The organism is Duganella caerulea (genome assembly GCF_040362985.1).
GTDB classification, from domain to species: domain Bacteria; phylum Pseudomonadota; class Gammaproteobacteria; order Burkholderiales; family Burkholderiaceae_D; genus Rugamonas; species Rugamonas vulcania.
In genome coordinates this window covers 308,218-334,088 of record NZ_BPWJ01000003.1, presented here as the reverse complement: position 1 = coordinate 334,088, position 25,871 = coordinate 308,218, and the positions used below count along the sequence as shown (strand labels likewise).

The 25,871-nt window shown below is 63.5% G+C and carries 23 protein-coding genes; 13 read left to right on the top strand and 10 right to left on the bottom strand.

Going from position 1 to position 25,871, the window contains the following annotated elements; translation table 11 throughout:
* Positions 1-2 precede the first annotated feature (2 nt).
* Positions 3-956, bottom strand: coding sequence for an allantoinase PuuE (gene puuE, locus ACUJB0_RS10820; RefSeq protein WP_444845226.1), 954 nt, complete (start codon positions 954-956; stop codon positions 3-5).
* A 109-nt stretch (positions 957-1,065) separates the two neighbouring features.
* Here puuE and uraH point away from each other — a divergent pair, with 109 nt between their 5' ends.
* On the top strand, positions 1,066-1,419 hold the full coding sequence (uraH, locus tag ACUJB0_RS10815) for a hydroxyisourate hydrolase (RefSeq protein ID WP_444845225.1): 354 nt from the start codon (positions 1,066-1,068) through the stop codon (positions 1,417-1,419).
* Here uraH and ACUJB0_RS10810 read toward each other — a convergent pair whose 3' ends face one another.
* On the bottom strand, positions 1,420-3,369 hold the full coding sequence (locus tag ACUJB0_RS10810; protein ID WP_444845224.1) for an alpha/beta hydrolase family protein: 1,950 nt from the start codon (positions 3,367-3,369) through the stop codon (positions 1,420-1,422).
* A 118-nt stretch (positions 3,370-3,487) separates the two neighbouring features.
* Between ACUJB0_RS10810 and ACUJB0_RS10805 the strand changes: the two genes are divergently transcribed.
* The 4 genes from ACUJB0_RS10805 (at position 3,488) to ACUJB0_RS10790 (ending at position 9,589) form a co-directional block, all read left to right on the top strand.
* On the top strand, positions 3,488-5,005 hold the full coding sequence (locus ACUJB0_RS10805) for a tetratricopeptide repeat protein (RefSeq protein WP_444845223.1): 1,518 nt from the start codon (positions 3,488-3,490) through the stop codon (positions 5,003-5,005).
* A 198-nt stretch (positions 5,006-5,203) separates the two neighbouring features.
* Entirely contained in the window at positions 5,204-6,493 is a 1,290-nt protein-coding gene (locus ACUJB0_RS10800) for an HlyC/CorC family transporter (protein ID WP_117013062.1), read from the top strand.
* 118 nt (positions 6,494-6,611) lie between these two features.
* Positions 6,612-8,354: a type IV-A pilus assembly ATPase PilB gene (gene pilB, locus ACUJB0_RS10795; RefSeq protein ID WP_444845222.1), complete on the top strand. Its 1,743-nt coding sequence runs from the start codon at positions 6,612-6,614 to the stop codon at positions 8,352-8,354.
* An 11-nt stretch (positions 8,355-8,365) separates the two neighbouring features.
* On the top strand, positions 8,366-9,589 hold the full coding sequence (locus tag ACUJB0_RS10790) for a type II secretion system F family protein (protein ID WP_161083856.1): 1,224 nt from the start codon (positions 8,366-8,368) through the stop codon (positions 9,587-9,589).
* On the opposite strand, the gene ACUJB0_RS10785 is transcribed toward ACUJB0_RS10790, so the two are convergent.
* Positions 9,567-9,908, bottom strand: a complete 342-nt coding sequence (locus tag ACUJB0_RS10785) for a sensor histidine kinase (RefSeq protein ID WP_444845221.1) — start codon at positions 9,906-9,908, stop codon at positions 9,567-9,569. The two genes, ACUJB0_RS10790 and ACUJB0_RS10785, sit on opposite strands and share 23 nt — an antisense overlap.
* Positions 9,909-10,070: 162 nt before the next feature.
* On the opposite strand from ACUJB0_RS10785, the gene ACUJB0_RS10780 reads away from it, so the two are divergent.
* The 4 genes from ACUJB0_RS10780 (at position 10,071) to yacG (ending at position 12,606) form a co-directional block, all read left to right on the top strand.
* A complete protein-coding gene (locus ACUJB0_RS10780; protein WP_444845220.1) occupies positions 10,071-10,946 on the top strand; it encodes a prepilin peptidase in 876 nt (291 codons plus the stop codon).
* 6 nt (positions 10,947-10,952) lie between these two features.
* Positions 10,953-11,579, top strand: coding sequence for a dephospho-CoA kinase (gene coaE, locus ACUJB0_RS10775; protein ID WP_444845219.1), 627 nt, complete (start codon positions 10,953-10,955; stop codon positions 11,577-11,579).
* Positions 11,580-11,667: 88 nt separating this feature from the next.
* The gene (gene zapD / locus ACUJB0_RS10770; RefSeq protein ID WP_117013056.1) at positions 11,668-12,423 is read left to right on the top strand and encodes a cell division protein ZapD; all 756 of its coding nucleotides are present in this window, start codon (positions 11,668-11,670) and stop codon (positions 12,421-12,423) included.
* Positions 12,424-12,432: 9 nt separating this feature from the next.
* On the top strand, positions 12,433-12,606 hold the full coding sequence (yacG, locus tag ACUJB0_RS10765; RefSeq protein ID WP_444845218.1) for a DNA gyrase inhibitor YacG: 174 nt from the start codon (positions 12,433-12,435) through the stop codon (positions 12,604-12,606).
* 3 nt (positions 12,607-12,609) lie between these two features.
* Here yacG and ACUJB0_RS10760 read toward each other — a convergent pair whose 3' ends face one another.
* Genes ACUJB0_RS10760 through argJ form a run of 4 tightly spaced genes read right to left on the bottom strand, consistent with a single transcriptional unit; the run spans position 12,610 to position 15,578 of the window.
* On the bottom strand, positions 12,610-13,053 hold the full coding sequence (locus ACUJB0_RS10760; RefSeq protein ID WP_444845217.1) for an anti-sigma factor: 444 nt from the start codon (positions 13,051-13,053) through the stop codon (positions 12,610-12,612).
* Positions 13,050-13,469 carry an NUDIX domain-containing protein gene (locus ACUJB0_RS10755; protein WP_444845216.1) on the bottom strand — a complete coding sequence of 140 codons (420 nt, stop codon included), beginning with the start codon at positions 13,467-13,469 and terminating at the stop codon, positions 13,050-13,052. Before ACUJB0_RS10755 ends, ACUJB0_RS10760 begins: the two co-directional genes overlap by 4 nt.
* The gene (locus ACUJB0_RS10750; protein WP_444845215.1) at positions 13,466-14,338 is read right to left on the bottom strand and encodes an ATP-binding protein; all 873 of its coding nucleotides are present in this window, start codon (positions 14,336-14,338) and stop codon (positions 13,466-13,468) included. The genes ACUJB0_RS10755 and ACUJB0_RS10750 overlap by 4 nt, the downstream gene beginning before the upstream one ends.
* Position 14,339: 1 nt before the next feature.
* Entirely contained in the window at positions 14,340-15,578 is a 1,239-nt protein-coding gene (argJ, locus tag ACUJB0_RS10745) for a bifunctional glutamate N-acetyltransferase/amino-acid acetyltransferase ArgJ (RefSeq protein WP_161082632.1), read from the bottom strand.
* A gap of 380 nt (positions 15,579-15,958) precedes the next feature.
* Here argJ and ACUJB0_RS10740 point away from each other — a divergent pair, with 380 nt between their 5' ends.
* From ACUJB0_RS10740 to ACUJB0_RS10730, 3 genes are all read left to right on the top strand, one after another.
* Positions 15,959-17,173 carry a porin gene (locus ACUJB0_RS10740; protein WP_444845214.1) on the top strand — a complete coding sequence of 405 codons (1,215 nt, stop codon included), beginning with the start codon at positions 15,959-15,961 and terminating at the stop codon, positions 17,171-17,173.
* A gap of 15 nt (positions 17,174-17,188) precedes the next feature.
* Positions 17,189-17,590, top strand: a complete 402-nt coding sequence (locus tag ACUJB0_RS10735) for a type 2 periplasmic-binding domain-containing protein (RefSeq protein ID WP_117013051.1) — start codon at positions 17,189-17,191, stop codon at positions 17,588-17,590.
* Between the two features lie 73 nt (positions 17,591-17,663).
* Positions 17,664-19,667, top strand: a complete 2,004-nt coding sequence (locus tag ACUJB0_RS10730; protein ID WP_444845213.1) for an ATP-binding protein — start codon at positions 17,664-17,666, stop codon at positions 19,665-19,667.
* An 874-nt stretch (positions 19,668-20,541) separates the two neighbouring features.
* On the opposite strand, the gene secA is transcribed toward ACUJB0_RS10730, so the two are convergent.
* Entirely contained in the window at positions 20,542-23,331 is a 2,790-nt protein-coding gene (secA, locus tag ACUJB0_RS10725) for a preprotein translocase subunit SecA (protein WP_444845212.1), read from the bottom strand.
* A 223-nt stretch (positions 23,332-23,554) separates the two neighbouring features.
* Between secA and ACUJB0_RS10720 the strand changes: the two genes are divergently transcribed.
* A complete protein-coding gene (locus tag ACUJB0_RS10720) occupies positions 23,555-24,034 on the top strand; it encodes a hypothetical protein (protein WP_444845211.1) in 480 nt (159 codons plus the stop codon).
* 1 nt (position 24,035) lies between these two features.
* Here ACUJB0_RS10720 and lpxC read toward each other — a convergent pair whose 3' ends face one another.
* Both lpxC and ACUJB0_RS10710 read right to left on the bottom strand, forming a co-directional pair.
* Entirely contained in the window at positions 24,036-24,971 is a 936-nt protein-coding gene (gene lpxC / locus ACUJB0_RS10715; RefSeq protein ID WP_444845210.1) for a UDP-3-O-acyl-N-acetylglucosamine deacetylase, read from the bottom strand.
* Positions 24,972-25,025: 54 nt separating this feature from the next.
* The gene (locus ACUJB0_RS10710) at positions 25,026-25,868 is read right to left on the bottom strand and encodes a DMT family transporter (protein WP_444845209.1); all 843 of its coding nucleotides are present in this window, start codon (positions 25,866-25,868) and stop codon (positions 25,026-25,028) included.
* Positions 25,869-25,871: the final 3 nt, after the last annotated feature.

The window sequence follows — 25,871 nt, the reverse complement described above, 5'->3', positions numbered from 1 at the left end:
TCTCAACCTGCGAATGGATGGGTTTTGCGCCAGTGCTCGGCGATGTCGATACGGCGGGTGATCCACACGTTATCGTGCTTTTGCACGTAGTCGAGGAAGCGCGCCAGCGCCGCCGCGCGCGCCGGCCGGCCGACGATGCGGCAGTGCAGGCCGATCGACAGCATCTTCGGCTGGTTCAGGCCTGCCGGATCGCCCTCGGCGTACAGCACATCGAAGGCGTCCTTCAGATAATCGAAGAACTGCGTGCCGGAGTTGAAGCCCTGCGCGGCGGCGAAGCGCATGTCGTTGGTGTCGAGCGTGTACGGCACGATCAGCTGCGGCGCCACGGCGGGCTTGCCCTCGGCATCAGTGTAGTCCACCTTTTGCCAGAATGGCAGGTCGTCGCTGTAGTTGTCGGCGTCGTAGCGGAAGCCGCCGTGTTCCACCACCAGGCGCTTGGTCTGCGGCGAATCGCGGCCGGTGTACCAGCCCTGCGGCGCGCTGCCGGTCAGCTCGCGGATGATCTGCACCGCTTCCTGCATGTGGGCGCGCTCGGTGGCTTCGTCCATGTTCTGGTAGGTGATCCAGCGCAGGCCGTGGCAGGCGATTTCGTGGCCCAGCTGTTGGAACGCGGCCACCGCCTCCGGGTTGCGCTTGAGCGCCATCGACACGCCGAAGATCGTCAGCGGCAGCTTGCGCTCCTCGAACATGCGCAGCAGGCGCCACAAGCCGGCGCGCGAACCGTATTCGTAGATCGATTCCATGCTCATGTGGCGGTTGCTGAACGAGGCCGCGCCGATGATCTCGGACAGGAAGGTCTCGGAGCCGGCGTCGCCGTGCAGCACGTTGTTCTCGCCGCCCTCTTCGTAATTGAGGACGAATTGCAGGGCCACGCGGGCCCGGTTGGGCCACTGGGCGTGCGGCGGCTTCGGGCCGTAGCCGATCAAGTCGCGCGGATAGTTGTCGTAGTTGGTCATGGCGCTGGCTAGTCTATGAGGAATATATCTGCAATCATATATGCGTAGAACGGCATCGGTATATGATTTGTCCAATAGATACTCATCACCTACCGATATAGGACTTACCATGGGCAAGCTTAGTACACACGTTCTCGATATTACCGTCGGCAAGCCGGGCGCCGGCGTCAAGGTGACCTTGTACGCCGTCACGGCGCAGGGCCGCGAGCTGCTGAAGACCGACGTCACCAACGCCGACGGCCGCTGCGCCGTGCCGCTGCTGGAAGGCGAGACCATGAAGCCGGGGAAGTATGAGCTGGTGTTCGGCGCAGGCGCCTACTTCGCGGCGCAGGGCGTGGATTTGCCCGAGCCGCGCTTCATCGACGAGGTGACGCTGGCTTTCGGTATCGCCAGCGCCGACCAGAATTACCACGTGCCGCTGGTCGTCTCGCCGTGGGCGTATTCGACTTATCGCGGCAGCTGATTACTTCGGTTTGCCGAGGTACTTGGCGAAGAAGGTCTCCAGCCGTTGATAGACCTCGGCCTGGTTGGCGGTGTCGTAGAAGCCGTGGCCTTCGTAGTCGACGTAGTACCACTCGGGTGGATGTCCGGCCTTTTCCAGTACCTCCTTCATGAGAAAGGCATGCTCCTTCGGCGCGCGCTTGTCTTTCCCTCCGTGGATCAACAGCACCCCGGCCTTGATCGCCGCGGCATGCCGGGTCGGCGAGAAGCGCGCCAGTTCGGCCGCATCCTCGCCGATAAACCGTTTCGTCGCGCTCTGGTAACGGACGTTGCCAGCGTCTTCCTTCAGCAGCAGCGGCAATTCATAAATGCCCGCATAGCCGACCGCGCATTTGAACAGGTCCGGTTCGCGCGCGGCCAGCATCAGCGCCGCGTAGCCGCCGAAGCTGGCGCCGTAGACGCACATGCGCGAACCATCCACCTTGCCCTGCCCCACCGCCCATTGCACGCCGTCGACCAGATCGTCCATGATCTTGCCGCCCCACTGGCGGTAACCGGCGTGCAGGAACTTCTCTCCGCGCCCACCCGAGCCGCGGAAGTTCACCTGCAGCACCGCGTAACCGCGGCTGGCCAGGAACTGGGCATCGTCATCGAAATACCAGCTGTCGGAAGGTCCATGCGGGCCGCCGTGCGGAAGCAGGATCAGCGGCGGCTTCCCGTTGCCTTTGGCGGCCGGCATCGTCAGGTAGCCGTCAATGCGCAGGCCGTCGCGCGCCGTAAAGCTGATCGGCTGGCGCGGCGCCATGGCATCCGGGTCGATCCCGGCCTTATAGGTCAGCAGCAGGTCGGCCTTGTTCGTCTTGCGGTCATACAGATAGACCACGCCGGGGTCGCGGTCGCTGCGCACCACCGCCAGCAGGGTGTTGCCGTCGTCGGTGGCGCCGGTCAGCGAGACGGTCGCATCCGGGAATTGCGCGCTCAGGTCGCGGTGCAGGGCCACGTCCCGGTGGGACGGGTCGAGATAGACCATGCGTGGGCGGCCCGAACTGGTAAATACGCCTATCGGCGACGTGCGGCTGGAGCCATACATCAAGGTGCCCATGCTGCCTTGCGCATCTTCCGCCAGGACCGTGCGTTGGCCGGTGTCCACGTTCTGGCGCACCACTTTGATGGCGCCGCCGTTCTCCGAATACCAACCGATGAACTCCTTGTCGTCTGCGCTGAACGCCGTCGGAGTTAGTAGCGTGCCCTTGGGCTGCGGCACCACACTCCACTTTTGCGCGACGTCGTCAAAGTGCCAGAGCTGCCTGAACCCCTCCTTGTCGGTGGCGTGCGCATAGGCTGGCTTGCCATCGTTGCGCACGACAAAATCCGCGTTCGGCGACGGCAGCTCGGCCACCAGCTTGCGGATGGCGTTGCGGCTGTCGAAGTCATATAACGCGCTGTATTCATGGTCCCACGGATAACTGGCGATCTGGACGTGGCCATTGCGCACGAGCGGAAGGTTGACCACGGTGGCGTACGCCCAATCGTTGCCGTAACGCGTGTTCTGCTTGGACAGCGTGAGCATCTGGTAGCCGTGCATATAGATCTGATGCGTGCCGTCGAAATCCGTCGCCACGATTTCGCCGGTCTTCTGCGGCCGCTCGCGGGAGCCGACCTCCTCCCCCTCCTCCACCACCAGACGGGTATTGCTGACCCAGTTATAGTCGACCGGCACGATGAACAGCGGCATGCGCACCACGCTTTCCAGCTTCATCTCCGGCAAGCTATAGAAAGACAACATCGGCACCGTGCGCGCGCCGACCGGCACCCGCGCCGTCACCGCCAGATGTTTGCCGTCGGGTGAAATGCTGGGGTTGTAGTACTGCTCCTGCTCCACGAAGGCCTGGATCGGTATCAGCGCGGGCGCGGCGCCCTTGGCGATCAACGGCAACAGCGCGCAGATCGCGCTGGCAAGCACTCTTTTCATTTATCGCCCCAGGGTTTTGATTTCTAAAAATATTATCATGACTAACAAGATTATCAAAAGGTAACAATTGGAGAGAATTCAGCCGCGCCCGTCGCGCATCGGCTAAGATGCGCGCACCATGAACGAAACTCACTCGGCGCTGATTGCGTCCTTTCTGCAACAAGCCGTCGAACTGCACCAACAGGGACGGCTGGAACCGGCGCAGGCGCTGTACCGACAGGTGCTGGAACTCGACCCGCGCCGGTTCGACGCGCTGCACCTGCTGGGCGTGATCGCGCGCCAGCAGGGCGACGCGCAGGCGGCCATCGCGCTGATCTCGCAAGCGATCGCGGTCGATGGCGCGCAGGCCAAGGCGCATTGCAATCTCGGCGTGGCGCTGCTCGACGCCGGCCGCGCCGACGAGGCGCTGGCCAGCCACGAGCGCGCCCTCGCCCTGCTGCCCGACTACGCCATGGCCTGGAGCAATCGCGGCAACGCGCTGCGCCGGCTGGGGCGGCTCGACGAAGCGCTGCTCAGTTATCAGCGCGCGCTGGCGATCCAGCCGTCGTACGCCGAGGCGCACTGCAACCGCGCCATCGTGCTGCAGGACCAGGGCCGCTACCTCGACGCGCTGGGCGCGGCGGAAGACGCGCTGCATCTGCAGAGCCGCAACGCCGACGCCTGGTTCGCGCGCGGCAACGCGCTGCACTGCCTGCGCATGCTGCCGGAAGCGGTGGAAAGCTACGACCGCGCCATCCACCTGCGTCCGCAATGGGCCGAGGCCTACAACGGCCAGGGCGCGGCCATGCACCGGCTGGGCATCTTCGACGCGGCGCTGGACAGCTACGATCAGGCGCTGGCGCTCAAGCCGGACTACGCGCTGGCCCACTACGCGCGCGGCAACACACTGCGTTCGATGGGGCGCAACGCCGAGGCCATCGCCGCCTACCGCGCCGCGCTGGCGCATGGCGACAATCCCGAAACCATCGCGTTCGCGCTGGCCTCGGTGGGCGCGGGCGAGACGCCGGCCGTGCTGCCGGCCGAATACGTGCGCTCGCTGTTCGACCAGTACGCCAACCACTTCGACCAGCATCTGGTGGAGGTGCTGGACTATCAAACGCCGTCTTATTTAGATGGGCTGATCCGCCGCACCCTCGGCCCCGGCACGTACGACACGCTGGACCTGGGCTGCGGCACCGGCCTGTGCGGCCCTTACCTGAAAGCCTACGCGGGCAAGCTGGCGGGCGTGGACCTGTCGCGGCAGATGCTGGACAAGGCAGCCGAGCGCAAGCTGTACGACAGCCTCGCCTGCGACGACCTGAGCGCCTACCTCGATGGCCAGCACGACGCCTGGGACCTGGCGGTGGCGGCCGATGTGTTCGTCTATATCGGCGACCTGGCGCCGGTCTTCACCAGCGTGCACCGCGCGCTACGCGAAGGCGGCCACTTCTGCTTCACGGTGGAAGCGGGCGAAGGCGCCGACTACGCGCTGCGTCCCTCGAACCGCTACGCCCACACGCTGGCCTACCTGCAACGCCTGGCCGCCGAGACCGGCTTCCACATCAAAGCCGCCGAGCCGCTGACGGCCCGCCAGGAAAACGGCGCCCCCATCGCCGCCCTGGCTTTGATGCTGCAAAAAAATTGGGGTCAAGTCTGACATTCGCACACGAGCTCTGCCGTAGCGGCCGCCACGGCAGAGCTCGTGTCCGAATGTCAGACTTGACCCCAACTTGCATGGAAGCCAAGCTTGCCTTAGAATTCGACACTCTGTGGCCGCGGTTCGGGGCCATGCCGTCTGGGCCGGTGCAGTGATCAGGCCGACCAGTTTCCCACGCAAGATTCTTTACGGTGACCCTTGGATACCGTGCCGTTTTGGGCGCAATTTCTGGCGCTCGCCCTCCTGATACTGTGCTCGGCCTTCTTCGCCATGGCCGAAACCGCCCTGATGGCGGCCAACCGCTATCGCCTGCGCCATATGGCCAAACGCGGCAGCCGCCGCGCCATCACCACGCTGTGGCTGCTCGACCGCACCGATAAACTGCTGTCGCTGGTGCTGATCGCGAACACGCTGATCAACGCCATGGCCACCGCGCTGGTCACCGCCATCGCCATCCAGACCTTCGGCCACGACGACAACGTCATCACCATCTCCACCGGCGTGGTGGCCTTCCTGCTGATCGTGTTCGCGGAAATCTCGCCCAAGGTGATCGGCGCCACCTTCCCCGAACGCATCGCCCTGCCCACCAGCATGGTGCTCAAGCCGCTGATGGCGCTGGCCAAGCCGGTGATCTGGTTCGTCAACCTGTTCGTCTCGCTGGTGCTCAAGCTGTTCCGCATCAAGGCCGGCGCCCACGCCCACGAGGCCCGCCTGTCGCCCGAGGAGCTGCGCTCGATCGTGCTGGAGGGCGGCAATTTCATTCCGCAAAAGCACAAGAGCATCCTGCTCAACCTGTTCGACCTGGAGACCATCTCGGTCGAGGACATCATGACGCCGCGCTCGCAGATCGAGGCGCTGAACCTGGAGCTGACGGTTGACGAGATCAAGCGCGAGCTGACCACCTGCTACCACAACAAGCTGCCCGTCTACGAAGGCGAGATCAACCGCATCATCGGCATCCTGCACGTGCGCAAGGCGGTGGCGCTGCTGAACCAGGAGGACGAGCTGACCGTCGAGCATTTCCGCGCGCTGCTCAGCACGCCCTACTTCATCCCGCAGGACACCGGCGTCTTCACCCAGTTGCAGTACTTCCAGGAGAACAAGGAACGCCTGGGCATCATCGTCGACGAGTACGGCGAGGTGCAGGGCCTGGTCACGCTGGACGATATCATCGAGGAAATGATCGGTGAATTTACGACATCGATGCCGGGCGCGGCCCGCGCCGACAGCTTCGGCTGGACCGAGCAGGGCGAGTGCCTGCTGGAGGGCTCGACCGCGCTGCGCGACATCAACAAGCGCCTCGGCCTGGGCTTCCCGCTGGACGGCCCCAAGACCCTGAACGGCCTGCTGCTGGAACTGTTGCAAGAAATTCCAGACGCCCCCATCAGCATCAAGGTCGCCAACTGCATCATCGAAGTGGTGCAAGTCCACGACCAGGCGATCAAAGTCGTCAAATTGATACGCCCGGGTAGTCGCCGCACGCACTAATCCGGCTGGATATACAACATTGGGGAGTACAATCGTTTCCGAGGAACGACAAACGCCTTTACAAATATGATGCCTGAAGGCATCATTTTGTGACGCCCCCCATCCAGCAGACGCATCTATGGCAGCAGTCCTACCCAACGCCGCGCCAGGCGCCCCGATGCCGGGGCTGGCACGGGCATTGATGCAAGCCGGGCGCCTTTCCGCGGCCCAGGCCGAGATGCTGCAAAAAAAATCCGTGGCCGACAAGCTGGCCTTCATTGACGTGCTGCTGGCCAGCGGCGTCATCGACGCCCGCGCGCTGGCCATGTTCTGTTCCGAGACCTTCGCCTATCCGCTGATGGATGTGCAGGCGCTCAATATCGAGGCGCTGCCGGCCAAGATCATCGACAACAAGCTGATGCAGGCGCAGCGCGTGATCGCGCTGGCCAAGCGCGGCAACAAGATGTCGGTGGCGATTTCCGATCCGACCAACACCCAGGCGCTGGACCAGATCAAGTTCCAGACCGAGTCCACCGTCGAGCCCGTCATCGTGGCGCACGACGCGCTGCTGCAGTTGCTGGCGCGCCTGAACAAGAGCAGCGAGCAGGCCATCAGCGACCTGGCCGGCGACGAGTCCGACATCCAGTTCGCCGAGGAGGAGGACGCCTCGGCCGCCGCCAACGCCGCAGCGGCCGAGGCCGGCGCCAACGAGGTCGAGGACGCCCCGGTGGTGCGCTTCCTCAACAAGATGCTGATGGACGCGGTCAACATGGGCGCCTCGGACTTGCACTTCGAGCCGTTTGAAAAATTCTACCGCGTGCGCTTCCGCGTCGACGGCGTGCTGATGGAGCATGCCCAGCCGCCGATCTCGATCAAGGAGAAGCTGGTCTCCCGCATCAAGGTGCTGGCCAAGCTGGACATCTCGGAAAAGCGCATCCCGCAGGACGGCCGCATGCGCCTGATCGTCTCGCCCACCAAGACCATCGACCTGCGCATCTCGACGCTGCCGACGCTGTTCGGCGAGAAGACCGTGATGCGTATCCTCGACGCCACCCAGGCGCAGATGGGCATCGACGCGCTCGGCTACGACCCGGACCAGAAGGAGCTGCTGCTCGACGCCATCCAGCGTCCCTACGGCATGGTGCTGGTGACAGGCCCGACCGGCTCGGGCAAGACGGTCTCGCTGTACACCTGCCTGAACGTGATCAACAAGCCGGGCATCAACATCTCCACCGCCGAGGACCCGGCCGAGATCAACCTGCCGGGCGTGAACCAGGTCAACGTCAACGACAAGGCCGGCCTGACCTTCCCGGTGGCGCTCAAGTCCTTCCTGCGCCAGGACCCGGACATCATCATGGTCGGCGAGATCCGCGACCTGGAGACGGCCGACATCGCCATCAAGGCGGCGCAGACCGGCCACATGGTGTTCTCCACGCTGCACACCAACGACGCGCCGTCCACGCTGACGCGGCTGATGAACATGGGCGTGGCGCCGTTCAACATCGCCTCGTCGGTGATCCTGATCACCGCGCAGCGGCTGGCGCGCCGGCTGTGCATTTGCAAGCAGCCGGTGGAGATCTCGCACGACCTGCTGCTCAAGGCCGGCTTCAAGGAGCACGAGCTGGACGGCAGCTGGAAGCCATACGGCCCGGTCGGCTGCGAACGCTGCAACGGCGGCGGCTACAAGGGCCGGGTCGGCATCTACCAGATCATGCCGATCTCGCCCGCCATCGAAAGCATCATCCTGGCGAACGGCAACTCCATGGAAATCGCCGCCAAGTCGGAAGAGGAAGGCGTGAAGTCGCTGCGCCAGTCCGGGCTGGTGAAGGTCAGGAACGGCCTGACCAGCCTTGAAGAAGTACTCGGCTGTACCAACGAATAGGAAGCAACGCCATGGCGACTACGGGCAACGCGGGCAACCAGGTCAAGGAATCGATCTTCGCCTGGGAGGGCAAGGACAAGACCGGCAAGACGGTGCGCGGCGAGCTGCGCGCCGGCGGCGAGGCCGTGGTCAACGTCACCTTGCGCCGCCAGGGCATCATGGTCACCAAGGTCAAGAAGAAGGCCTACCGCAGTGGCAAGAAGATCACCGACAAGGATATCTCGCTGTTCACTCGCCAGCTGGCCACCATGATGAAGGCCGGCGTGCCGCTGCTGCAATCGTTCGACATCGTCGGCAAGGGCCACGCCAATCCGTCGGTGTCCAAGCTGGTGATGGACCTGCGCGCCGATATCGAGACCGGCACCAGCCTCAACCAGGCGTTCCGCAAGTTCCCGCTGTACTTCGATCCGCTGTTCTGCAACCTGGTGGGCGCCGGCGAACAGGCCGGTATCCTGGAGGACCTGCTGACCCGGCTGGCGATCTACAAGGAAAAGACGCTGGCCATGAAGGCCAAGATCAAGTCGGCGCTGATGTATCCGGTGTCGATCCTGGCGGTGGCCTTCATCGTCACGGCGGTGATCATGATCTGGGTGGTGCCGGCGTTCAAGGAAGTGTTCAAGAGCTTTGGCGCCAACCTGCCCGCGCCCACGCTGTTCGTGATGGCGCTGTCGGAATTCTTCGTGGCGTGGTGGTACCTGATCTTCGGCGGCCTGTTCGCGGCCATCTACTTCTTCTTCCGGGCGTGGCAGCGTTCGTTGCAGATGCAGCGCTTCATGGACCGGTTGCTGCTGCGCCTGCCCGTGTTCGGCGACGTGATCCGCAAGGCCACCATCGCCCGCTGGACCCGCACGCTGGCCACCATGTTCGCGGCCGGCGTGCCGCTGGTGGAGTCGCTCGATTCGGTGGGCGGCGCGGCCGGCAACGCGGTCTACCTGGACGCCACCCGCAAGATCCAGAACGAGGTCAGCACCGGCACCAGCCTGACGGTGGCGATGCAGAACGCCGAGGTGTTCCCCAACATGGTGACGCAAATGGTGGCCATCGGCGAGGAGTCCGGCTCGCTGGACGCCATGCTGGGCAAGGTGGCCGACTTCTACGAGGAGGAAGTGGACGACGCCGTGGCTTCGCTGTCGAGCCTGATGGAGCCGGCCATCATGGTCATCCTGGGCGTGCTGATCGGCGGCCTGGTGGTGGCCATGTACCTGCCGATCTTCAAGCTCGGTTCGGTGGTCTAGGGCTGTCGTCGCCGGGCGCGCCGCGCAGCGTCAGCATGCGGTCGCGCGCCTCGGCCAGCACCTCGTCCGCCTGGTCAAGGATGGCTTCGATGGTGACGCGTTCGGCGCTGTCGGACGGCAGGCGGTGGCTTACCCCCTGGAAGCGCAGGATCAGGCCCTGCAGGTTCTGCAACAGCGTGTCCTGCAGGATCAGCGCGGCGCGTTCGCGCTCCGCCATCCGCGCCAGCTGCCGGCGATGGCGGCGCCTGACGCGCCACACGCAGGCCAGCACCAGGCAACCCAGCAGGAGCAGCAATAAGGTCTGGGCAAGGCAAGACAAGAACGGACTCCGCGACACGGGTGGCAGGTTCTCTACCTTGCCTGAGTTCCAACTTAGTTACCATACCCCCAAGGAGGGACTCGATGCCTGAAAAACCGACCGCAATGTTGCTGCAATGCTTTAATATGGGTCTCTGTGACTATCTAAGCGGCCTGACCTTCCATGCATGAACCGACCCTGTTGTTTGCGCCCGCCGGGCAACTCGCCGTCAGCCTGATCGCCGGCCTGTTCGGCCTGCTGTTTGGCAGCTTCCTGAACGTGGTGATCCACCGCCTGCCAAAGATGATGCAGCGCGAGTCCGACAATTATTGCGCCGTCGAAGCCGGCAAGGACGAGCCGCACACCGACCGCTACAACCTGATGGTGCCGCGCTCGGCCTGCCCGCACTGCCAGCACCAGATCACCGCGCTGGAGAACATCCCGGTGCTCAGCTACCTGGTCCTGCGCGGCAAGTGCAGCAACTGCAAAGCGCCGATCTCGGCCCGCTACCCCGCCATCGAAATGCTGACGGCCGCGCTGTCGGCGGTGGTGGTGTGGCACTTTGGCAGCGGCTGGGCCGGCCTGTCCGGCTTGCTGTTCCTGTACCTGCTGATCGCCATGACCTTCATCGACTTCGACACCCAGATGCTGCCGGACGACTTGACCTATCCGCTGATCTGGGCCGGCCTGATCATGAACATCGACGGCACCTTCGTCCCGCTGCGCGACGCCGTCATCGGCGCGGCGGCCGGCTACATGGCGCTGTGGTCCGTCAATTTGCTGTATAAACTGGTGCGTCACCGCGACGGCATGGGCTATGGCGACTTCAAGCTGCTGGCCGCGCTGGGCGCGTGGATGGGCTGGGCGATGCTGCCGTCCATCGTGCTGATGTCCTCGCTGGTGGGCTCGGTGATCGGCATCGTGCTGATGATCGCCAACCGCCGCGGCTTCGACTACAAGATCCCGTTCGGCCCCTACCTGGCGGCCGCCGGCCTGATCGTGTTCCTGTACCGCGACCCGATCATGGCGTTCACCCGCAACTTCTATCCCTACCTGTAAGCACCGATGAGCACACTGCCCTTCTCCATCGGCCTGACCGGCGGCATCGGCAGCGGCAAGAGCACGGTGGCCGACCTGTTCGCCGCGCGCGGCGCCAGCATCGTCGACACCGACCAGATCGCCCACAGCCTGACCGCGCCCGGCGGCGCCGCGATGCCGGCCATCGTGGCCGAATTCGGCCCCGAATTCGCCGACGCCGCCGGCGCGCTCGACCGCGCCCGCATGCGCTCCCTGGTGTTCGGCGACGCCGGCGCCAAGGCCCGCCTCGAAGCCATCCTGCACCCGCGCATCCGCGACGCCGCGCTGGCCGCCGCCGCCGCGGCCACCGGCAGTTACGTCATCTTCGCCGTGCCGCTGCTGGTGGAATCGGGCACTTGGCGTGCGCGGGTCACACGCGTACTCGCGGTAGACTGCCCGGAAGAAGTGCAAATCGCCCGCGTGATGGCGCGTAACAATCTGCCGGAAAGCCAGGTGCGCGCCATCATGGCGGCGCAGGCCAGCCGCCAGCAAAGGCTGGACGCGGCGGACGATGTTATCGAAAACGGCAACGGAATCGAGGCTTTGGCGCCCCAAATCGAGCGTCTGCACGATTTATATTTGAAAATGCGCTGGCAATTTCAAAAAGAACGGTAACAATATCCTCGCAACGTTTGTAATTTTGCTTGGCTTGCTTCAAAATCACGGGAATTAATCGCAAGTCCACCTACAGAGGGATGTTATTTTGATTGTCTACGAATATCCTTTCAACGAGCGCATCCGCACGTTGTTGCGATTAGAGGATCTGTACGAGAAATTCAAGTTCTTTGTGCATCAAGAACATCCTATGCAGCACCACGTCGCGCTGGCGACCATCTTCGACATGCTGGAGGTGGCCGGCCGCGCCGACCTGAAATCCGACCTGCTGCAAGAACTGGAGCGCCAGCGCCAATCGCTGCTGGGCTACCGCATGAATCCCAACGTCCAGGCGGAAACGCTGGACGCCATCCTGGCCGAGCTTGACGGCGTGAGCAGCGCGCTGGTCGCGGCCCAGGGCAAGACCGGTCAGAACGTGCGCGACAACGAATGGCTGATGAGCATACGCGGCCGCACCATCATCCCCGGCGGCGCCTGCGAATTCGACCTGCCGTCCTACTACGCGTGGCAAAAGCGTCCGGCCGAGCAGCGCTTCAACGACATCGCCGCCTGGTTCGCGCCGCTGGCGCCGCTGTTCGACGCGCTGGGCCTGGTGCTGCGCCTGCTGCGCGATTCCGGCGGCCCGGTCAAGATGATCGCCGTGGCCGGCAGCTACCAGCAGATGTTGCAGGGGAAGGTCTACCAGATGCTGCGGCTGACCTTGGACGAATCGCTGGGCGCGATCCCGGAAATCTCGGCCAACAAATACATGCTGTGGGTGCGCTTCACCTCGCAGGGCGGCGACCTGAAACCCAAGCCACTGGAAGATGATGTACCATTCGAGCTCACCCTCTGTAACTTTTAAAGATTGATCATGGCCACCGTAGTTGACTGCCCTACCTGCTCCGCCAAAGTGGAGTGGAAGGAAGAGAATAAGTATCGCCCGTTCTGCTCGGAACGCTGCAAAAAAATCGATCTCGGCGCCTGGGCCGAGGAAAAGTACGCCATCCCGGCCGCTCCGCCGGTCGATCCGAACGACGAAGAATAAATCCTATCGCGGCTTGACGGCCTGTCCGGTGTACAGCACCGGTCCGCTTGGCGCGGCCGAGCCGCTTTGCGGTTCCAGCGTAATCTCCAACGACAAGCCCGCCTCCAGCGGCGGCAGCTTGTCCAGCGCCAGCTTGACCTGGCGATCCTGCTCCAGCAAACCCAGCGACACCGGCGCGGTCCAGCCCGGTGCGGAGATCCATAATTGCAGCGCCTTGCGGTTGGCGACCACGGTGTCGTGCAGCGGCGTCAGCGTCAGCTGGCGGTCCGCGCTCACCAGCGCCACCCAGGCGGCGCTATTGTCCTGCGGCGCCGACAGCACCGCGATCCACGCCGGCCCCGGCGGTTCGGGGCGCAGCACCAGCAGCGCGCCCAGTACCACGCAGGCCGCCAGCGCGACGCCCGCCAGCCCACGCCAGACGCCCACCTGATGCCACCAGCGCATCATCGGTCGCCGTAGCGAACCATGTCCAGCCACTCCAGCAGCGGAATGGTGGCCGGCAGCAGTGGCTCGACACCGACCGCGCCCTGCCATGCGAAGGCTTGGCCTTCCAGGCTTTGCGGCTCGCCGCTCCAGTCGCGGCTGATGAAGAAATGCAGCCGCACATGCGCGTGTTCGTACACGTGCTCGACGCCGCACCATTCCTCGGCGCTGTTGATGACCAGGCCCAGCTCCTCGACGAACTCGCGCTTCAATGCTTGCAGCACGGTCTCGCCTGGATCGACTTTACCGCCCGGGAATTCCCAGTAGCCTTCGTACGGCTTGCCGGCAGGACGCTGGCCCAACAGCACGTCGCCGTTGGGCTTCATCAGGATGCCAACCGCGACGTCTACCGGTTTGACCTTCGCCTGCGCGCCGCTCATGCCTGCTTCCCGGCGAAGTCCTTGGCGAACTGCCATGCCACGCGGCCCGAACGCGAGCCGCGCTGCAAGGCCCAGCGCAAGGCATCGGCGCGTGACGCTTCGATCTGCGCCTCGGTGCAGCCCAGCGACGACAGCCAGTGGCCGACGATGGCCAGGTAGTCGTCCTGCTTGAACGGATAAAACGTCAGCCACAGACCGAAGCGTTCGGACAGCGAGATCTTCTCTTCCACCGTCTCGCCGGGATGCAGGTCGCCGTCCTCGTCGTGCTTGTAGCTCATGTTGTCGGACATACGCTCCGGCATCAGGTGACGGCGGTTGGAGGTCGCGTAGATCAGCACATTGTCCGACTGCGCCGAGATGCTGCCGTCCAGCGCCACCTTCAGCGCCTTGTAGCCGCTCTCGCCTTCTTCGAACGACAGGTCGTCGCAGAAGATGATGAAGCGCTCCGGCCGCCCCGCGACAATGTCGACGATATCGGGCAGCTCGGCCAGGTCGGCCTTGTCGACTTCGATCAGGCGCAGGCCATCCTTGGCGAACTGGTTCAGGCAAGCCTTGATCAGCGACGACTTGCCGGTGCCGCGCGCGCCGGTCAGCAGCACGTTGTTAGCTGGCCGGCCCTGCACGAACTGGCGGGTGTTCTGCTCGATCTGCTCTTTCTGCGGACCGATGTGCTGCAGGTCGTCCAGCGCGATCGGCGACACGTGGGCCACCGCCTGCAGATAACTGGCGCCGCCGCCGTTGCGCTTGCGCCAGCGGAAAGCGAAGCCCAGCTTCCAGTCCGGCTCGCGCGGCGCCTGAGGAAGCACCGCCTCCACGCGCGCCAGCAAGGCCTCGGCGCGCACCAGGAATTGTTCGAGTGGGGTCGCCATCTTACGAACGGTAGTCGGCGTTGATGCTCACATAGTCGTGCGACAGATCGCAGGTGTAGACCGTGGCCGCCGCCGCGCCGCGCGCCAGCTTGACGCGCACCAGGATCTCGCTCTGCTTCATCACGCGCTGGCCGTCTTCTTCCTTATAGTCCGGATTGCGGCCGCCGTTCTTGGCCACCCACACGTCGTCCAGGTACAGATTGAGCTTGCTGACATCGAGGTCGTCGACGCCGGCGTAGCCGATGGCGGCCAGGATGCGGCCCAGGTTAGGGTCGGACGCGAAGAACGCGGTCTTGACCAGCGGCGAGTGGCCGATCGAGTAGGCGATCTTGCGGCACTCTTCGACGCTGGCGCCGTCTTCCACGGTGATGGTGATGAACTTGGTCGCGCCCTCGCCGTCGCGCACGATGGCCTGCGCCAGGAACAGCGACAGCTCGGTCACGGCGGCCGCCAGCTCGGCGTATTCCGGCGAGTCCACCGAATTGATTTCCAGCGTGCCGGCGCCGGTGGCGATCAGCATGAAGGAATCGTTGGTCGAGGTGTCGCCGTCGATGGTGATGCAGTTGAACGACTTGTCCGCCACCTGCTTGACCAGCACGTCCAGCACCGGCTGCGCAACCTTGGCGTCGAACGCCAGGTAACCCAGCATGGTCGCCATGTTCGGCTTGATCATGCCGGCGCCCTTGCTGATGCCGCTCATGGTGACGGTGTGGCCGCCGATGGTCACGGTGCGCGAGCCGGCTTTCGGCTGCGTGTCGGTGGTCATGATGGCTTCGGCCGCGTTGTACCAGTTGTCGGCCTTCAGGCCGGCCACCGCTTGCGGCAGGCCCGCGATTACCTTGGCGGCCGGCAGCGGCTCCAGGATCACGCCGGTGGAGAACGGCAGAATCTGCGACGCCTCGCAGCCCAGCTGCGCGGCCAGCGCGGCGCAGGTCTCGTTGGCCAGCGACAGGCCCAGTTCGCCGGTGCCGGCGTTGGCGTTGCCGGTGTTGATCAGCAGCGCGGCGATCGGCTTGCCGCTTTCCTTGGCGGCCGCCAGGTGGGCCTTGGCGATCTGCACCGGCGCGGCGCAGAAGCGGTTCAGCGTGAACACGCCGGACACGGTGGCGGTCGGCGCCACCTTCATCACCAGCACGTCCTTGCGGTTCGGCTTCTTGATGCCGGCTTCGGCAAAGCCGATTTCGATGCCGGCTACAGGCTTCAGTGCGGAGGCGACGGGCAGAGGGGAATTGACGGCCATATGAGTGTTCTCGTGAGTGGAAAGTGGGAGCCGCTATTGTAATACCTGACGGCGCAAATGGCGCATCGCATCATTGTGACTAACGGTCACTCAAAAAGACCATTTCCACAAAGCATGATTTATCCTTAAATTTGCTCAAAAAGCACTAGAAGGATATCGTACAACCCCATGAATTTATTGATGAAAACGTTATCTTGATCGTAAAAACGACAACATTTTAGTACGTCCGTTCTAATTTTCAAAAAACCATTTCATGCCGTACGGAAATTAGTTTAAGGTCTAGCCCGAATGCCCCATCCCCGCATGTCTCGAGACAAACAAGGCGACATGATCGCCGAACGCAGTAAACAGCTGACAACAAATCAAAGGATACAGACCACATGAAAAAGAAACTTTTAGTAGCAGCCATTTTCGCCGCCACCGCCGCCATGCAAGCGCAGGCCGCCACCCTGGGCGATGAGAACCTGAGCATCAGCGGCTTCGGCACGCTCGGCGTCGCCAAGAGCAATACCGACCAGGCGCAATTCGCCCGCTACAACCAGGCCGAAGGCGTGGCCGACAAGGCCAAGATCGGCCTCGACACCAACCTGGGCCTGCAAGCGACCTACAAGATCAACGACTGGCTGTCCGGCACCGCGCAGATCCTGACCCGCAAGAACACCAGCCCGACCTTCACCACCGACCTGACCTGGGCCTTCCTGAAAGCCCGCGTCAACGACGAGGTGAGCGTGCGCGTCGGCCGCGTCGTGCTGCCGACTTTCCTGATCTCGGACTACCAGAACGTCGGCTACGCCAACACCATGATGCGTCCGCCGATTGAAATGTACGGCCAGGCGCCGATCGAAAACGTGGATGGCGCGGACATCAACTTCCAGCGCGCCTTCGGCGACTTCAACTTCACCACCCAGGCCTTCGTCGGCGTGAGCCGCGGCAAGCTGTTCGTGCCGACCGGCGCCGGCTCGGTGGCCACCTACCGCGCGCCAGCGGCCGGCATCAGCTTCACCGGCGAATACGGTCCGTTCCTGGTGCGCGTCGGCCACGCCCGCGCCGACCTGAAGATCAACGACCTGGCGCCGATCAACGGCCTGACCGCCCAGTTGTCGCAATTCGGCTTCAAGCAGCTGGCCAATGACATCGGCCTGACCGACGGCAAAAAGATCGCCTTCACCTCGATCGGCGCCACCATGGACTGGCACAACATCGTCGTCCAGACCGAATACGCGCAGCGCCGCGCCAAGGAAGCGGTCTACATCCCGGACACCAACGCCTGGTACACCATGGTCGGCTACCGCGTCGGCAAGGTGCTGCCTTACTACGCGCACGCTTCCTACCGCGACGCCGGCAGCTCGGTGACCCCGCCTGCCTCCCTGCCGAAGAACAATCCGCTGGGCGCGGCCGTGTATGGCCTGCTGCCATCGCCGGAACAAACCTCCGACCTGATCGGCGTGCGCTGGGACTTCGCCAAATCGGTGGCGCTGAAGGTGCAGGCCGACCGCGTCAAGCCCAAGACCAAGGCCGGTTCCCTGATCTTCGTCAAGCCTGGCTTCAGCGGCAACGTCACCGTTGTCGCCGCGGCGCTCGATTTCGTCTTCTAATCCGGAGTCCCACACATGAAAAAAATGATCATCGCCGCGCTGTTGTCGTCGCTGGCCGCGGCCGGCGCCTCGGCCGAAACCGTCGTCATCGTCAGCCAGAAGAATCCGGCGACCCGCATGTTCTCGGAACAGGCATCGCAATTCTTCCTCGGTAAATCCAACCTGTTCACACCGGTCGACCAGGCCGAAGGCTCGCACATCCGCGCCGACTTCTACCAGAAGGTGGCGGACAAGGACCCAGCCCAGGTCAAGGCCCTGTGGTCCAAGCTGGTCTTCACCGGCAAGGCCACGCCGCCGAAGGAGTATCCGAACAACGCCGAGGTGAAGAAAGCAGTTGCTGCCGATCCCAAGGCGATCGGTTATATTGACAAGTCGGCAGTGGACGACACCGTCAAAGTGATCCTGACCCTGCCTTAACCTCCAGGTAGCCCTGGCCCCCTGCCGTCCGCGCGGACGGCAGGCGCGTGCGCTCCTGGCACCGCCACAAGGAGTGTACGTTTTGAGTCTATCGCTGCGCGCGAAATTTCTGCTGCTGAGCGCCGTCATCCAGGCGCTGGTGGTTGGCCTGCTGATCTGGAACAGCCTGCGCCTGATGAACCACGCCGTCAGCACCAACGCCGAACGCGTCGCCCGCGAATATGCGGTCACGCTCAACCTCTCCCTCAGTCCCTACGCCACGCGCGGCCGCCTGCCCGAACTGACCAACTACCTGGCCGAGATGCTGGCCGATCCCGACGACAGCTTTCTGCGCTACCTGGTCATCCTCGACGAGCAGGAACGAACCATACTCGAAGTGGGCAAGCGCAAGATGCCGCTGCCGGAAATCCTGCGGCAGGGCGAAGGCACCAGCTTCAAAGGCGTGCACACTTTGCTCGACGGCGCCATGCTGCACGCGCGCTCGCCGCTGCTGCTGCGCGACGGCCGCGTGGGCTCCATCAATTTCGGCCTCACCACCAAGGACCTGAAGCAGGCGCGCGACGAGGTGCTGCTGCAGGGCGGCGTGATCTCGCTGGCCGGATTCGCCACTGGCCTGCTGCTGTTCTACGCCTTCACACACGGCATCGGGCGCCGCCTGAACGCGCTCACCGGCCAGTCGAAGCAGATGGCGCTGGGCGACTACAGCAAGGCGCTGCCGGTCGAGGGAGACGATGAAATCGCCGTCTTCACGCGCGCCCTGAACACAATGAGCGCGGCGCTGCGCGAGCGCATCGCGCAGCTGGAACAATCGCAGCAGCGGCTGTCGGAATCCGAGGCGCGCTTCAAGACGCTGTTCGACATGGCGCCGCTGCCGCTCACCGTGTCGGACCGCGACGGCCGCATCGTCGCCGCCAACCGCGCGGTCACGCACACCTTCGGCGCCGGCGCGGCCAAGTTGATCGGCAAGCGCAGCGACGAGGTGCCGTTCTGGGCCAGCACGGTGGAGCGCGACCGCATCTGGAACATCTACAAGACCGACGGCGCGGTGCATGGCGCCATCGCCGGCGTGCTGCTGCCCGACGGCAGCGTGGGCAGCGTGGCGATCTGGTCGTCCTCGCTGACGCTGGACGGCAACGACTCCATCATCTGGGCGTTGCTGGACCTGACCGAGGAACTCAACGCCAAGCGCGAACTGAAAGACCTTAACGTCTCGCTGGAGACACGCGTGCGCGAGCGCTCGGCGGCGCTGGAACGCGCCAACGCGGACCTGAGCGCGGCGCTGGAGACCTTGCAGCACACACAGCACGACCTGCTGGCGGCGGAGAAGATGGCGTCGCTCGGATCGCTGGTGGCGGGCATCGCGCACGAACTCAATACGCCGATCGGCAACAGCCTGCTGGCATCGACCGCGCTGCGCGACCGCGTGACGGAGTTCGACCGCCACGTGGCGGCCGGCGCGCTGCGGCGTTCGGAGCTGACCGCGCATCTGGAGGAAGTGCGACTGGCCAGTGAGCTCATTTCCGGCTCGCTGCACAAGGCGGCGGAACTGATCTCCTCGTTCAAGCAGATCGCCGTCGACCAGACCAACGACCAACGCCGCCGCTTCGACCTGCTGTCGGCGGTGCACGACACCATGGCCACCTACATGCCGCGCCTGCGCCGCGCCGAGTGCGAGGTGGTGATGCAAATACCGGAGGGATTGACCTTCGACTCCTATCCCGGCGCCTTGTACCAGGTGCTGAATAACCTGGTCAACAACGCGCTCACGCACGCGTTCGAACAGCGCAAGGGCGGCACCATCACCGTGCGCGCGGAGGCCGTGGACGAGGACATCGTGGAGCTGATGTTCAGCGACGACGGCGCCGGCATGCAGGAGGATGTGCTGCGGCGGGTATTCGATCCCTTCTTCACCACCAAGATGGGCCAGGGTGGGACGGGACTGGGGATGAACATCGTCTACAACATCGTCACCGGCGTGCTGGGTGGACGCATCACCATCGACTCGGCACCCGGCGTCGGCACGGCGGTACGCATGCTGCTGCCATACTCCGCGCCGCAGCGCGAGGCTGCGCGCTAGGCTGCTTGTTGGTCCAGGTGCTTTGAACGCTCCGTCGACACATCGTTGCCATAGCCCTACCAGTGCGTGGGCTTACGGATTGGCTTCTTATTTGTGGGCACAACGTCCGGCAACTGTGCATGCTCCAGTTGCTCGTCCTGAAGGTAAGGTAGAGTCCAATGTGCATGCCTGGCAAGTGATCCACTCATCCTACGATGCTTCTCTGTGCCTGGTGCCGGCGGATGAATCGGCATTACAACGCCAATTATCATCTCAGGGAAATCCTCGCGTATTGCCTCCAAGGCAGGCTCGGCATCGCTGTCATTGGAGAGCAATATCATTCGATCATAAAACCCTTTACAGGCATCGCGATACAGGAAGCAGAGCACCGCTTTTGTCATACGAATGGTTACCGTAAATAACCTCGAAGCGCCCTCTATATATCGCTTTCAAGGCTCGGTGATATGCTGACTGTGCCACTACGGAAGCCGTGCCATGCGTCGCAAAATTCGCCAGCGCTGGTGCGGTGAAGTATTTCACCATTTCTAATTGCTCATGCTGATCGCGTTGCATCAGAAGAGCATCAAATAACTTAACGACGTCAAGCCATTTGAAACTAGTGCCCCTTAGCCTTCCATAGTAGAGGTTATAGCCATCAATGTAGACGGCGACTCGTAGAGCGGGTTTTGGAATCGTAGACGCCACTGATTCATCTCCCCAAATGTGAAAAAGCCGCCCATGAGAGCGGCTTTTCCGTCTCAAGAGGAGTCAACCTAATGACACCTCAAGAGATGAGTGGTATGAATAGTTTGAGGGATAGCGACAGCACTGTCAATACATGCCAACCGTGCTGTCACTATCCGAGCTGCCGGGGACGGCCGCCAGCTCCTGGCGTTTAAGCCAGCTTGCCGTGGCAAGCCTTGTACTTCTTGCCGCTGCCGCATGGGCATGGGTCGTTGCGTCCGACTTTCAGGCCCATCTCCATCAGCTGCTCGCCGCTCAGGCCTTTCAGCTCCGGCGGCAGGCCGCCGAAGGCCGCTGGCGCTGGCGCCAGCAGTTCTTCCGGTGCCGCGTTCGGGTTGAAGTCGGCGTGCTGGTAGCTCACGTTCTCAACGTGCGACTGCTGCATCGCCGCTTCGGCCGCGTCGATCTCTTCGCGCGACTGGATGCGGACCGTCATGATCAGCTTGACCACTTCGTTCTTGATCATGTCCAGCATCTGGCCAAACAGCTCGAACGCTTCGCGCTTGTATTCCTGCTTCGGATTCTTCTGCGCATAGCCGCGCAGGTGGATACCCTGACGCAGGTGATCCAGCGCCGCCAGGTGTTCGCGCCAGTGGCTGTCCACGCTTTGCAGCATCACGTTGCGTTCGAAGCCGCCGAACGATTCCTTGCCGACGATGTCGATTTTCGACTGGTACAGCGCATCGGCCGCGGCCAGCACGCGCTCGAGGATGTCGTCGTCGTTCAGGTTCTGTTCTTTTTCCAGCATGGCGCGCAGTGGCAGGTCGATCTGCCATTCCGACGCCAGCGCCGCTTCCAGGCCCTTGATGTTCCACTGCTCTTCCACCGATTCCGCCGGCACGTATTCGCGCACCAGGTCGGTGAAGGCGCCGTGGCGCAGGGACTCGATCAGCTCCGAGATGTCGGTCGCCTCCAGCAGCTCGTTACGCTGCTGGTAGATCACTTTACGCTGGTCGTTGGCGACGTCGTCGTATTCCAGCAGCTGCTTGCGGATGTCGAAGTTGCGTGCCTCGACCTTGCGCTGTGCCGACTCGATCGAGCGCGAGACGATGCCCGCTTCAATCGGTTCGCCTTCCGGCATCTTCAGGCGGTCCATGATGGCGCGCACGCGGTCGCCCGCGAAGATGCGCAGCAGCTGGTCGTCCAGCGACAGGAAGAAGCGCGACATGCCAGGGTCGCCCTGGCGTGCGGCGCGGCCGCGCAGCTGGTTGTCCACGCGGCGCGATTCGTGACGCTCGGTGCCGACGATATGCAGGCCACCAGCGGCAACCACCTGCTCGTGCAAGGCCTTCCAACCGTCGCGCAGCGCCTGCGATTGCGCGGCCTTGTCGGCGTCGCTCAGGTCAGGGTTGGCTTCGATGAACTGGATCTGCTTCTCGACGTTACCGCCCAGGACGATGTCGGTACCACGGCCGGCCATGTTGGTGGCGATGGTGATCGCTTTCGGGCTGCCCGCCTGGGCGATGATTTCCGCTTCGCGGGCGTGCTGTTTCGCGTTCAGGACGTTGTGCGGCAGGCCGCCCTTGGTCAGGATGCCCGACAGCAGTTCCGAGTTTTCGATCGAGGTGGTACCCACCAGCACCGGTTGGCCGCGGTCGTAGCATTCGCGGATTTCCAGCATCATGGCGTTGTACTTCTCGGCCGACGATTTGTAGACCTGGTCCTGGCGGTCCTTGCGCTGCGAAGGACGGTTAGGCGGGATCACCACGGTTTCGAGGCCGTAGATTTCCTGGAATTCGTAGGCTTCGGTATCGGCGGTACCGGTCATGCCGGCCAGCTTCGAATACATGCGGAAGTAGTTCTGGAAGGTGATCGAGGCCAAGGTCTGGTTCTCGTTCTGGATCTTCACGCCCTCTTTCGCTTCGACCGCCTGGTGCAGGCCGTCGGACCAGCGGCGGCCGGTCATCAAGCGGCCGGTGAATTCGTCGACGATCACCACTTCATTGTTCTGCACCACGTAGTGCTGATCCTTGAAGTACAGCGCGTGCGCGCGCAGCGCCGCGTACAGGTGGTGCACCAGCGTGATGTTGGCCGAGTCGTACAGCGACGCGCCTTCCGGCAGCAGGCCCATCTTGGTCAGGATCGCCTCGGCCTTTTCGTGGCCGGCTTCGGTCAGCAGCACCTGGTGGGCTTTTTCGTCCTTGGTGTAATCGCCAGGAACTTCAACCTTGCCCTTGCCGTCCGGGGTTTCCTCGCCGATCTGCTGGGTCAGCAGGCGCGGCACTTCGTTGATCTTGTAGTACAGGTCGGTGTGGTTCTCGGCCTGGCCGGAGATGATCAGCGGGGTGCGGGCTTCGTCGATCAGGATCGAGTCGACTTCATCGACGATGCCGAAGTTCAGCGCGCGCTGCACGCGGTCGCGGGCTTCGAACACCATGTTGTCGCGCAGGTAGTCGAAACCGAACTCGTTGTTGGTGCCGTAGGTGATGTCGGACGCGTACGCCGCCTGCTTGGTGGCGTGCTCCATCTGCGACAGGTTGATGCCGGTCGACAGGCCGAGCCAGCCGTACAGCTTGCCCATGGTCTCGGCGTCGCGCTGGGCCAGGTAATCGTTGACGGTGACGATGTGCACGCCCTTGCCCGACAGCGCGTTCAGATAGGCCGGCAGGGTCGCGGTCAGGGTCTTGCCCTCGCCGGTGCCCATTTCGGCGATCTTGCCGTAGTGCAGAACCATGCCGCCGATCAGCTGCACGTCGAAGTGGCGCATCTTGAAGACGCGCTTGCTCGCTTCGCGGCAGACGGCAAACGCCTCGGGCAGGATCGCGTCCAGCGATTCGCCATTGGCGATGCGTTCCTTGAATGCAGGCGTCTTCGCTTGCAGCTCGGCGTCGGACAGTTTTTCCATCGCCGGCTCGAGCGCATTGATCTCGCGTACCGTTTTTTGGTATTGCTTGAGCAGCCGCTGGTTGCGGCTACCGAAAATCTGGGTCAGTAATGACATGCTTGAATTCTTGAAAAAACGCCGTTAAAAAAAGCTCTGTAGGTGAAAAACGCCTTACCGCACGGAGTTCGACTATGGCAAAAGACGGTGATTTTATCATGCGTCCGCGCCTACATTGGGTTATTGACCTGTTTAACAATAGCCCAAGAGTGAACAATGTCACAAAATTAAGCTATTTTAACCGGTGGTGACGTTTTTTTGCCGCTGTGATATGTTGCTGCGCATGCGATTCAACTCCTCCAACATCTCGATCAAGCGCCGCGCCCCGGTCGGGGCCACCGATTTCCTGCGCCGCGACGATAAAATGGCCGCCCTGCTGCCGGCCATCGAGCGCATGGCCGCGTTGCAAAAAGATTGCGCGGCGGCCCTGCCGGCCATGTTCAAGTACTGCGAGATCCTGGCTTTCGAGGCCGGACAATTGACCTTGTCGCTGCCGAACGCCTCGCTGGCGGCCAAATTGAAGCAGCAGCTGCCCAAGCTGCAGGACACGCTGGCGCGCCGCGGCTGGAAGGTGGATGGCGTGAAACTGAAGGTGCAGATGACCAAGCCGGCCGAGATCAAGGAGCAGATGCGCTCGCTGTCGCTGACCGAGGCGGCCGTGACGGCCTTCGACGAGCTCGGTCACACGCTGGAGGACACGCCGCAGAACGCCACGCTGATCGCGGCGCTGAAGGCGATGGTGGCCAAGCGGCGTCCCACCTAGCTTAAGTTAGCGCCCACTCACGCGCCATCTGGCGCAGATACGACGGTGGCGCGACCTCATTGGTCTCGAACGAGACGATTTCATAGGCATCCGGATGCTTGAGCAGCTCCAGCAGCAGCTGGTTGTTCAGCGCGTGGCCGGACTTGTGCGCCTCGTAGCTGGCCAGCAGCGGGTGGCCGACCAGGTACAGGTCGCCGATGGCGTCCAGGATCTTGTGACGCACGAACTCGTCGTCGTAGCGCAGGCCGTCCGAGTTGAGGATACGGTACTCGTCCATCACGATGGCGTTTTCCAGCGAACCGCCGCGCGCCAGGCCTATGCCGCGCAGCATTTCCACGTCCTGCATGAAGCCGAAGGTGCGGGCGCGCGCCACGTCGTGCACATAAGAGACATCGCCGAAATCCACGCGGGCGCGCTGCTGGGTGCCGTCCACGGCCGGATGGTTGAACTCGATGAAGAAGTCCAGCTTGAAACCGTTGTGCGGGCTCAAGCGGGCCCATTTTTCCTTGTCGCCCGTGCCTTCGCGGATTTCCACCGGCTTGAGCACGCGGATGAACTTTTTCGCGGCCGGCTGCTCCTGCACGCCGGCTTGTTGCAATAAATATACGAAGGACGAGGCCGAACCGTCCATGATGGGGATTTCCTCGGCGCTGACCTCGATGTACAGGTTGTCCAGCCCCAGGCCGGCGCAGGCCGACATCAGGTGCTCGACGGTCGACACGCGGGCGCCGTCCTTGACCAGCACCGAGGCCATGCGGGTGTCGCCCACCGCCATCGCGCTGGCGGGGAACTCCACCACAGGGTTCAGGTCGACGCGGCGGAACACGATGCCGGTATCGGGCGCGGCCGGGCGCAGGGTCAGCTCGACCTTGGTGCCGGAGTGCAGCCCGACACCTGTGGTGCGGACCAGTTCTTTGATAGTGCGTTGTTTTAACATCCGACGATTATAGCGAAGTTGGGTGCCCCGCGCTGTCGGCGGACTTTCCCACGATCAAGGATGCTCGGCCTCGGCGTGGACCGATTCGCGCCGCACCAGGTAGATGCCGCTGGCGATGATGATGGCCGCGCCCAGCAGCGTGTAGCCGTCGGGCAGCGTGTGCCACAGCAGCCAGTCGATCGCCACGCCCCAGGCCAGCGCCGAGTATTCGAACGGCGCCACCACCGAGGCCTTGCCCGAACTGAACGCGCGCGTGATCGCCAGCTGGCCGAGGAAGCCGCTCAGCGCCAGCGCCAGCAGCACCCAGCCGTCCTCGGCGCGCACCGGCACCCAGTGGCTGAACGACATCGCCAGGCCGCCGCCGGCCATCATCAGCAGGTACCAGAACATCATGGACTCGTTGCTGTCGGTGCGGGCCAGCACGCGGCTGGCGATGGCGGCCATCGCGTAGCACGCGGCCGAGCCCAGCAGCGCCAGCCCGCCCAGGGTCAGGAAGCCCGTACCTTCGGGGCGCAGCACCACCAGCACGCCGAGCAGGCCCACCACGATGGCGACCCACTGGCCGGTGCCGACCTTCTCCTTCAACACGAACACCGACAGCGCCGTGATCAGCGACGGCGCGATGAAGAAGATCGAATACGCCTCGGCCAGCGACAGCGCCTTGAGACCGTAGGCGAACGAGGTCAGCATGGCGATGCCGAGCAGGCTGCGGAAGATGTGCATGCCCCAGCGCACGCGGAAGATGCCGCGGAAGGCGCCGCGATACAGCATGTAGCCGCACAGCAGAGGCAGCGAACTGAGCGCGCGCATGGCGGTCACTTGCGTGGCGGGATAGTGGGAGGACAGCACCTTCATGGTGGTGTCCATGAACGAGAACATGGCGACCGCGGCCAGCATCGC

Bases quoted from the DNA above. Each gene is read 5' to 3' on its own strand.
- secA (WP_444845212.1), bottom strand. From the start codon at position 23,331: ATGTCATTACTGACCCAGATTTTCGGTAGCCGCAACCAGCGGCTGCTC.
- ACUJB0_RS10710 (WP_444845209.1), bottom strand. From the start codon at position 25,868: ATGCTGGCCGCGGTCGCCATGTTCTCGTTCATGGACACCACCATGAAG.
- ACUJB0_RS10760 (WP_444845217.1), bottom strand. From the start codon at position 13,053: ATGATGCGCTGGTGGCATCAGGTGGGCGTCTGGCGTGGGCTGGCGGGC.
- uraH (WP_444845225.1), top strand. From the start codon at position 1,066: ATGGGCAAGCTTAGTACACACGTTCTCGATATTACCGTCGGCAAGCCG.
- puuE (WP_444845226.1), bottom strand. From the start codon at position 956: ATGACCAACTACGACAACTATCCGCGCGACTTGATCGGCTACGGCCCG.
- ACUJB0_RS10790 (WP_161083856.1), top strand. From the start codon at position 8,366: ATGGCGACTACGGGCAACGCGGGCAACCAGGTCAAGGAATCGATCTTC.
- ACUJB0_RS10755 (WP_444845216.1), bottom strand. From the start codon at position 13,469: ATGAGCGGCGCGCAGGCGAAGGTCAAACCGGTAGACGTCGCGGTTGGC.
- pilB (WP_444845222.1), top strand. From the start codon at position 6,612: ATGGCAGCAGTCCTACCCAACGCCGCGCCAGGCGCCCCGATGCCGGGG.
- lpxC (WP_444845210.1), bottom strand. From the start codon at position 24,971: ATGTTAAAACAACGCACTATCAAAGAACTGGTCCGCACCACAGGTGTC.
- ACUJB0_RS10780 (WP_444845220.1), top strand. From the start codon at position 10,071: ATGCATGAACCGACCCTGTTGTTTGCGCCCGCCGGGCAACTCGCCGTC.
- ACUJB0_RS10810 (WP_444845224.1), bottom strand. From the start codon at position 3,369: ATGAAAAGAGTGCTTGCCAGCGCGATCTGCGCGCTGTTGCCGTTGATC.
- ACUJB0_RS10805 (WP_444845223.1), top strand. From the start codon at position 3,488: ATGAACGAAACTCACTCGGCGCTGATTGCGTCCTTTCTGCAACAAGCC.
- ACUJB0_RS10735 (WP_117013051.1), top strand. From the start codon at position 17,189: ATGAAAAAAATGATCATCGCCGCGCTGTTGTCGTCGCTGGCCGCGGCC.
- ACUJB0_RS10720 (WP_444845211.1), top strand. From the start codon at position 23,555: ATGCGATTCAACTCCTCCAACATCTCGATCAAGCGCCGCGCCCCGGTC.
- ACUJB0_RS10750 (WP_444845215.1), bottom strand. From the start codon at position 14,338: ATGGCGACCCCACTCGAACAATTCCTGGTGCGCGCCGAGGCCTTGCTG.
- ACUJB0_RS10740 (WP_444845214.1), top strand. From the start codon at position 15,959: ATGAAAAAGAAACTTTTAGTAGCAGCCATTTTCGCCGCCACCGCCGCC.
- coaE (WP_444845219.1), top strand. From the start codon at position 10,953: ATGAGCACACTGCCCTTCTCCATCGGCCTGACCGGCGGCATCGGCAGC.
- yacG (WP_444845218.1), top strand. From the start codon at position 12,433: ATGGCCACCGTAGTTGACTGCCCTACCTGCTCCGCCAAAGTGGAGTGG.
- argJ (WP_161082632.1), bottom strand. From the start codon at position 15,578: ATGGCCGTCAATTCCCCTCTGCCCGTCGCCTCCGCACTGAAGCCTGTA.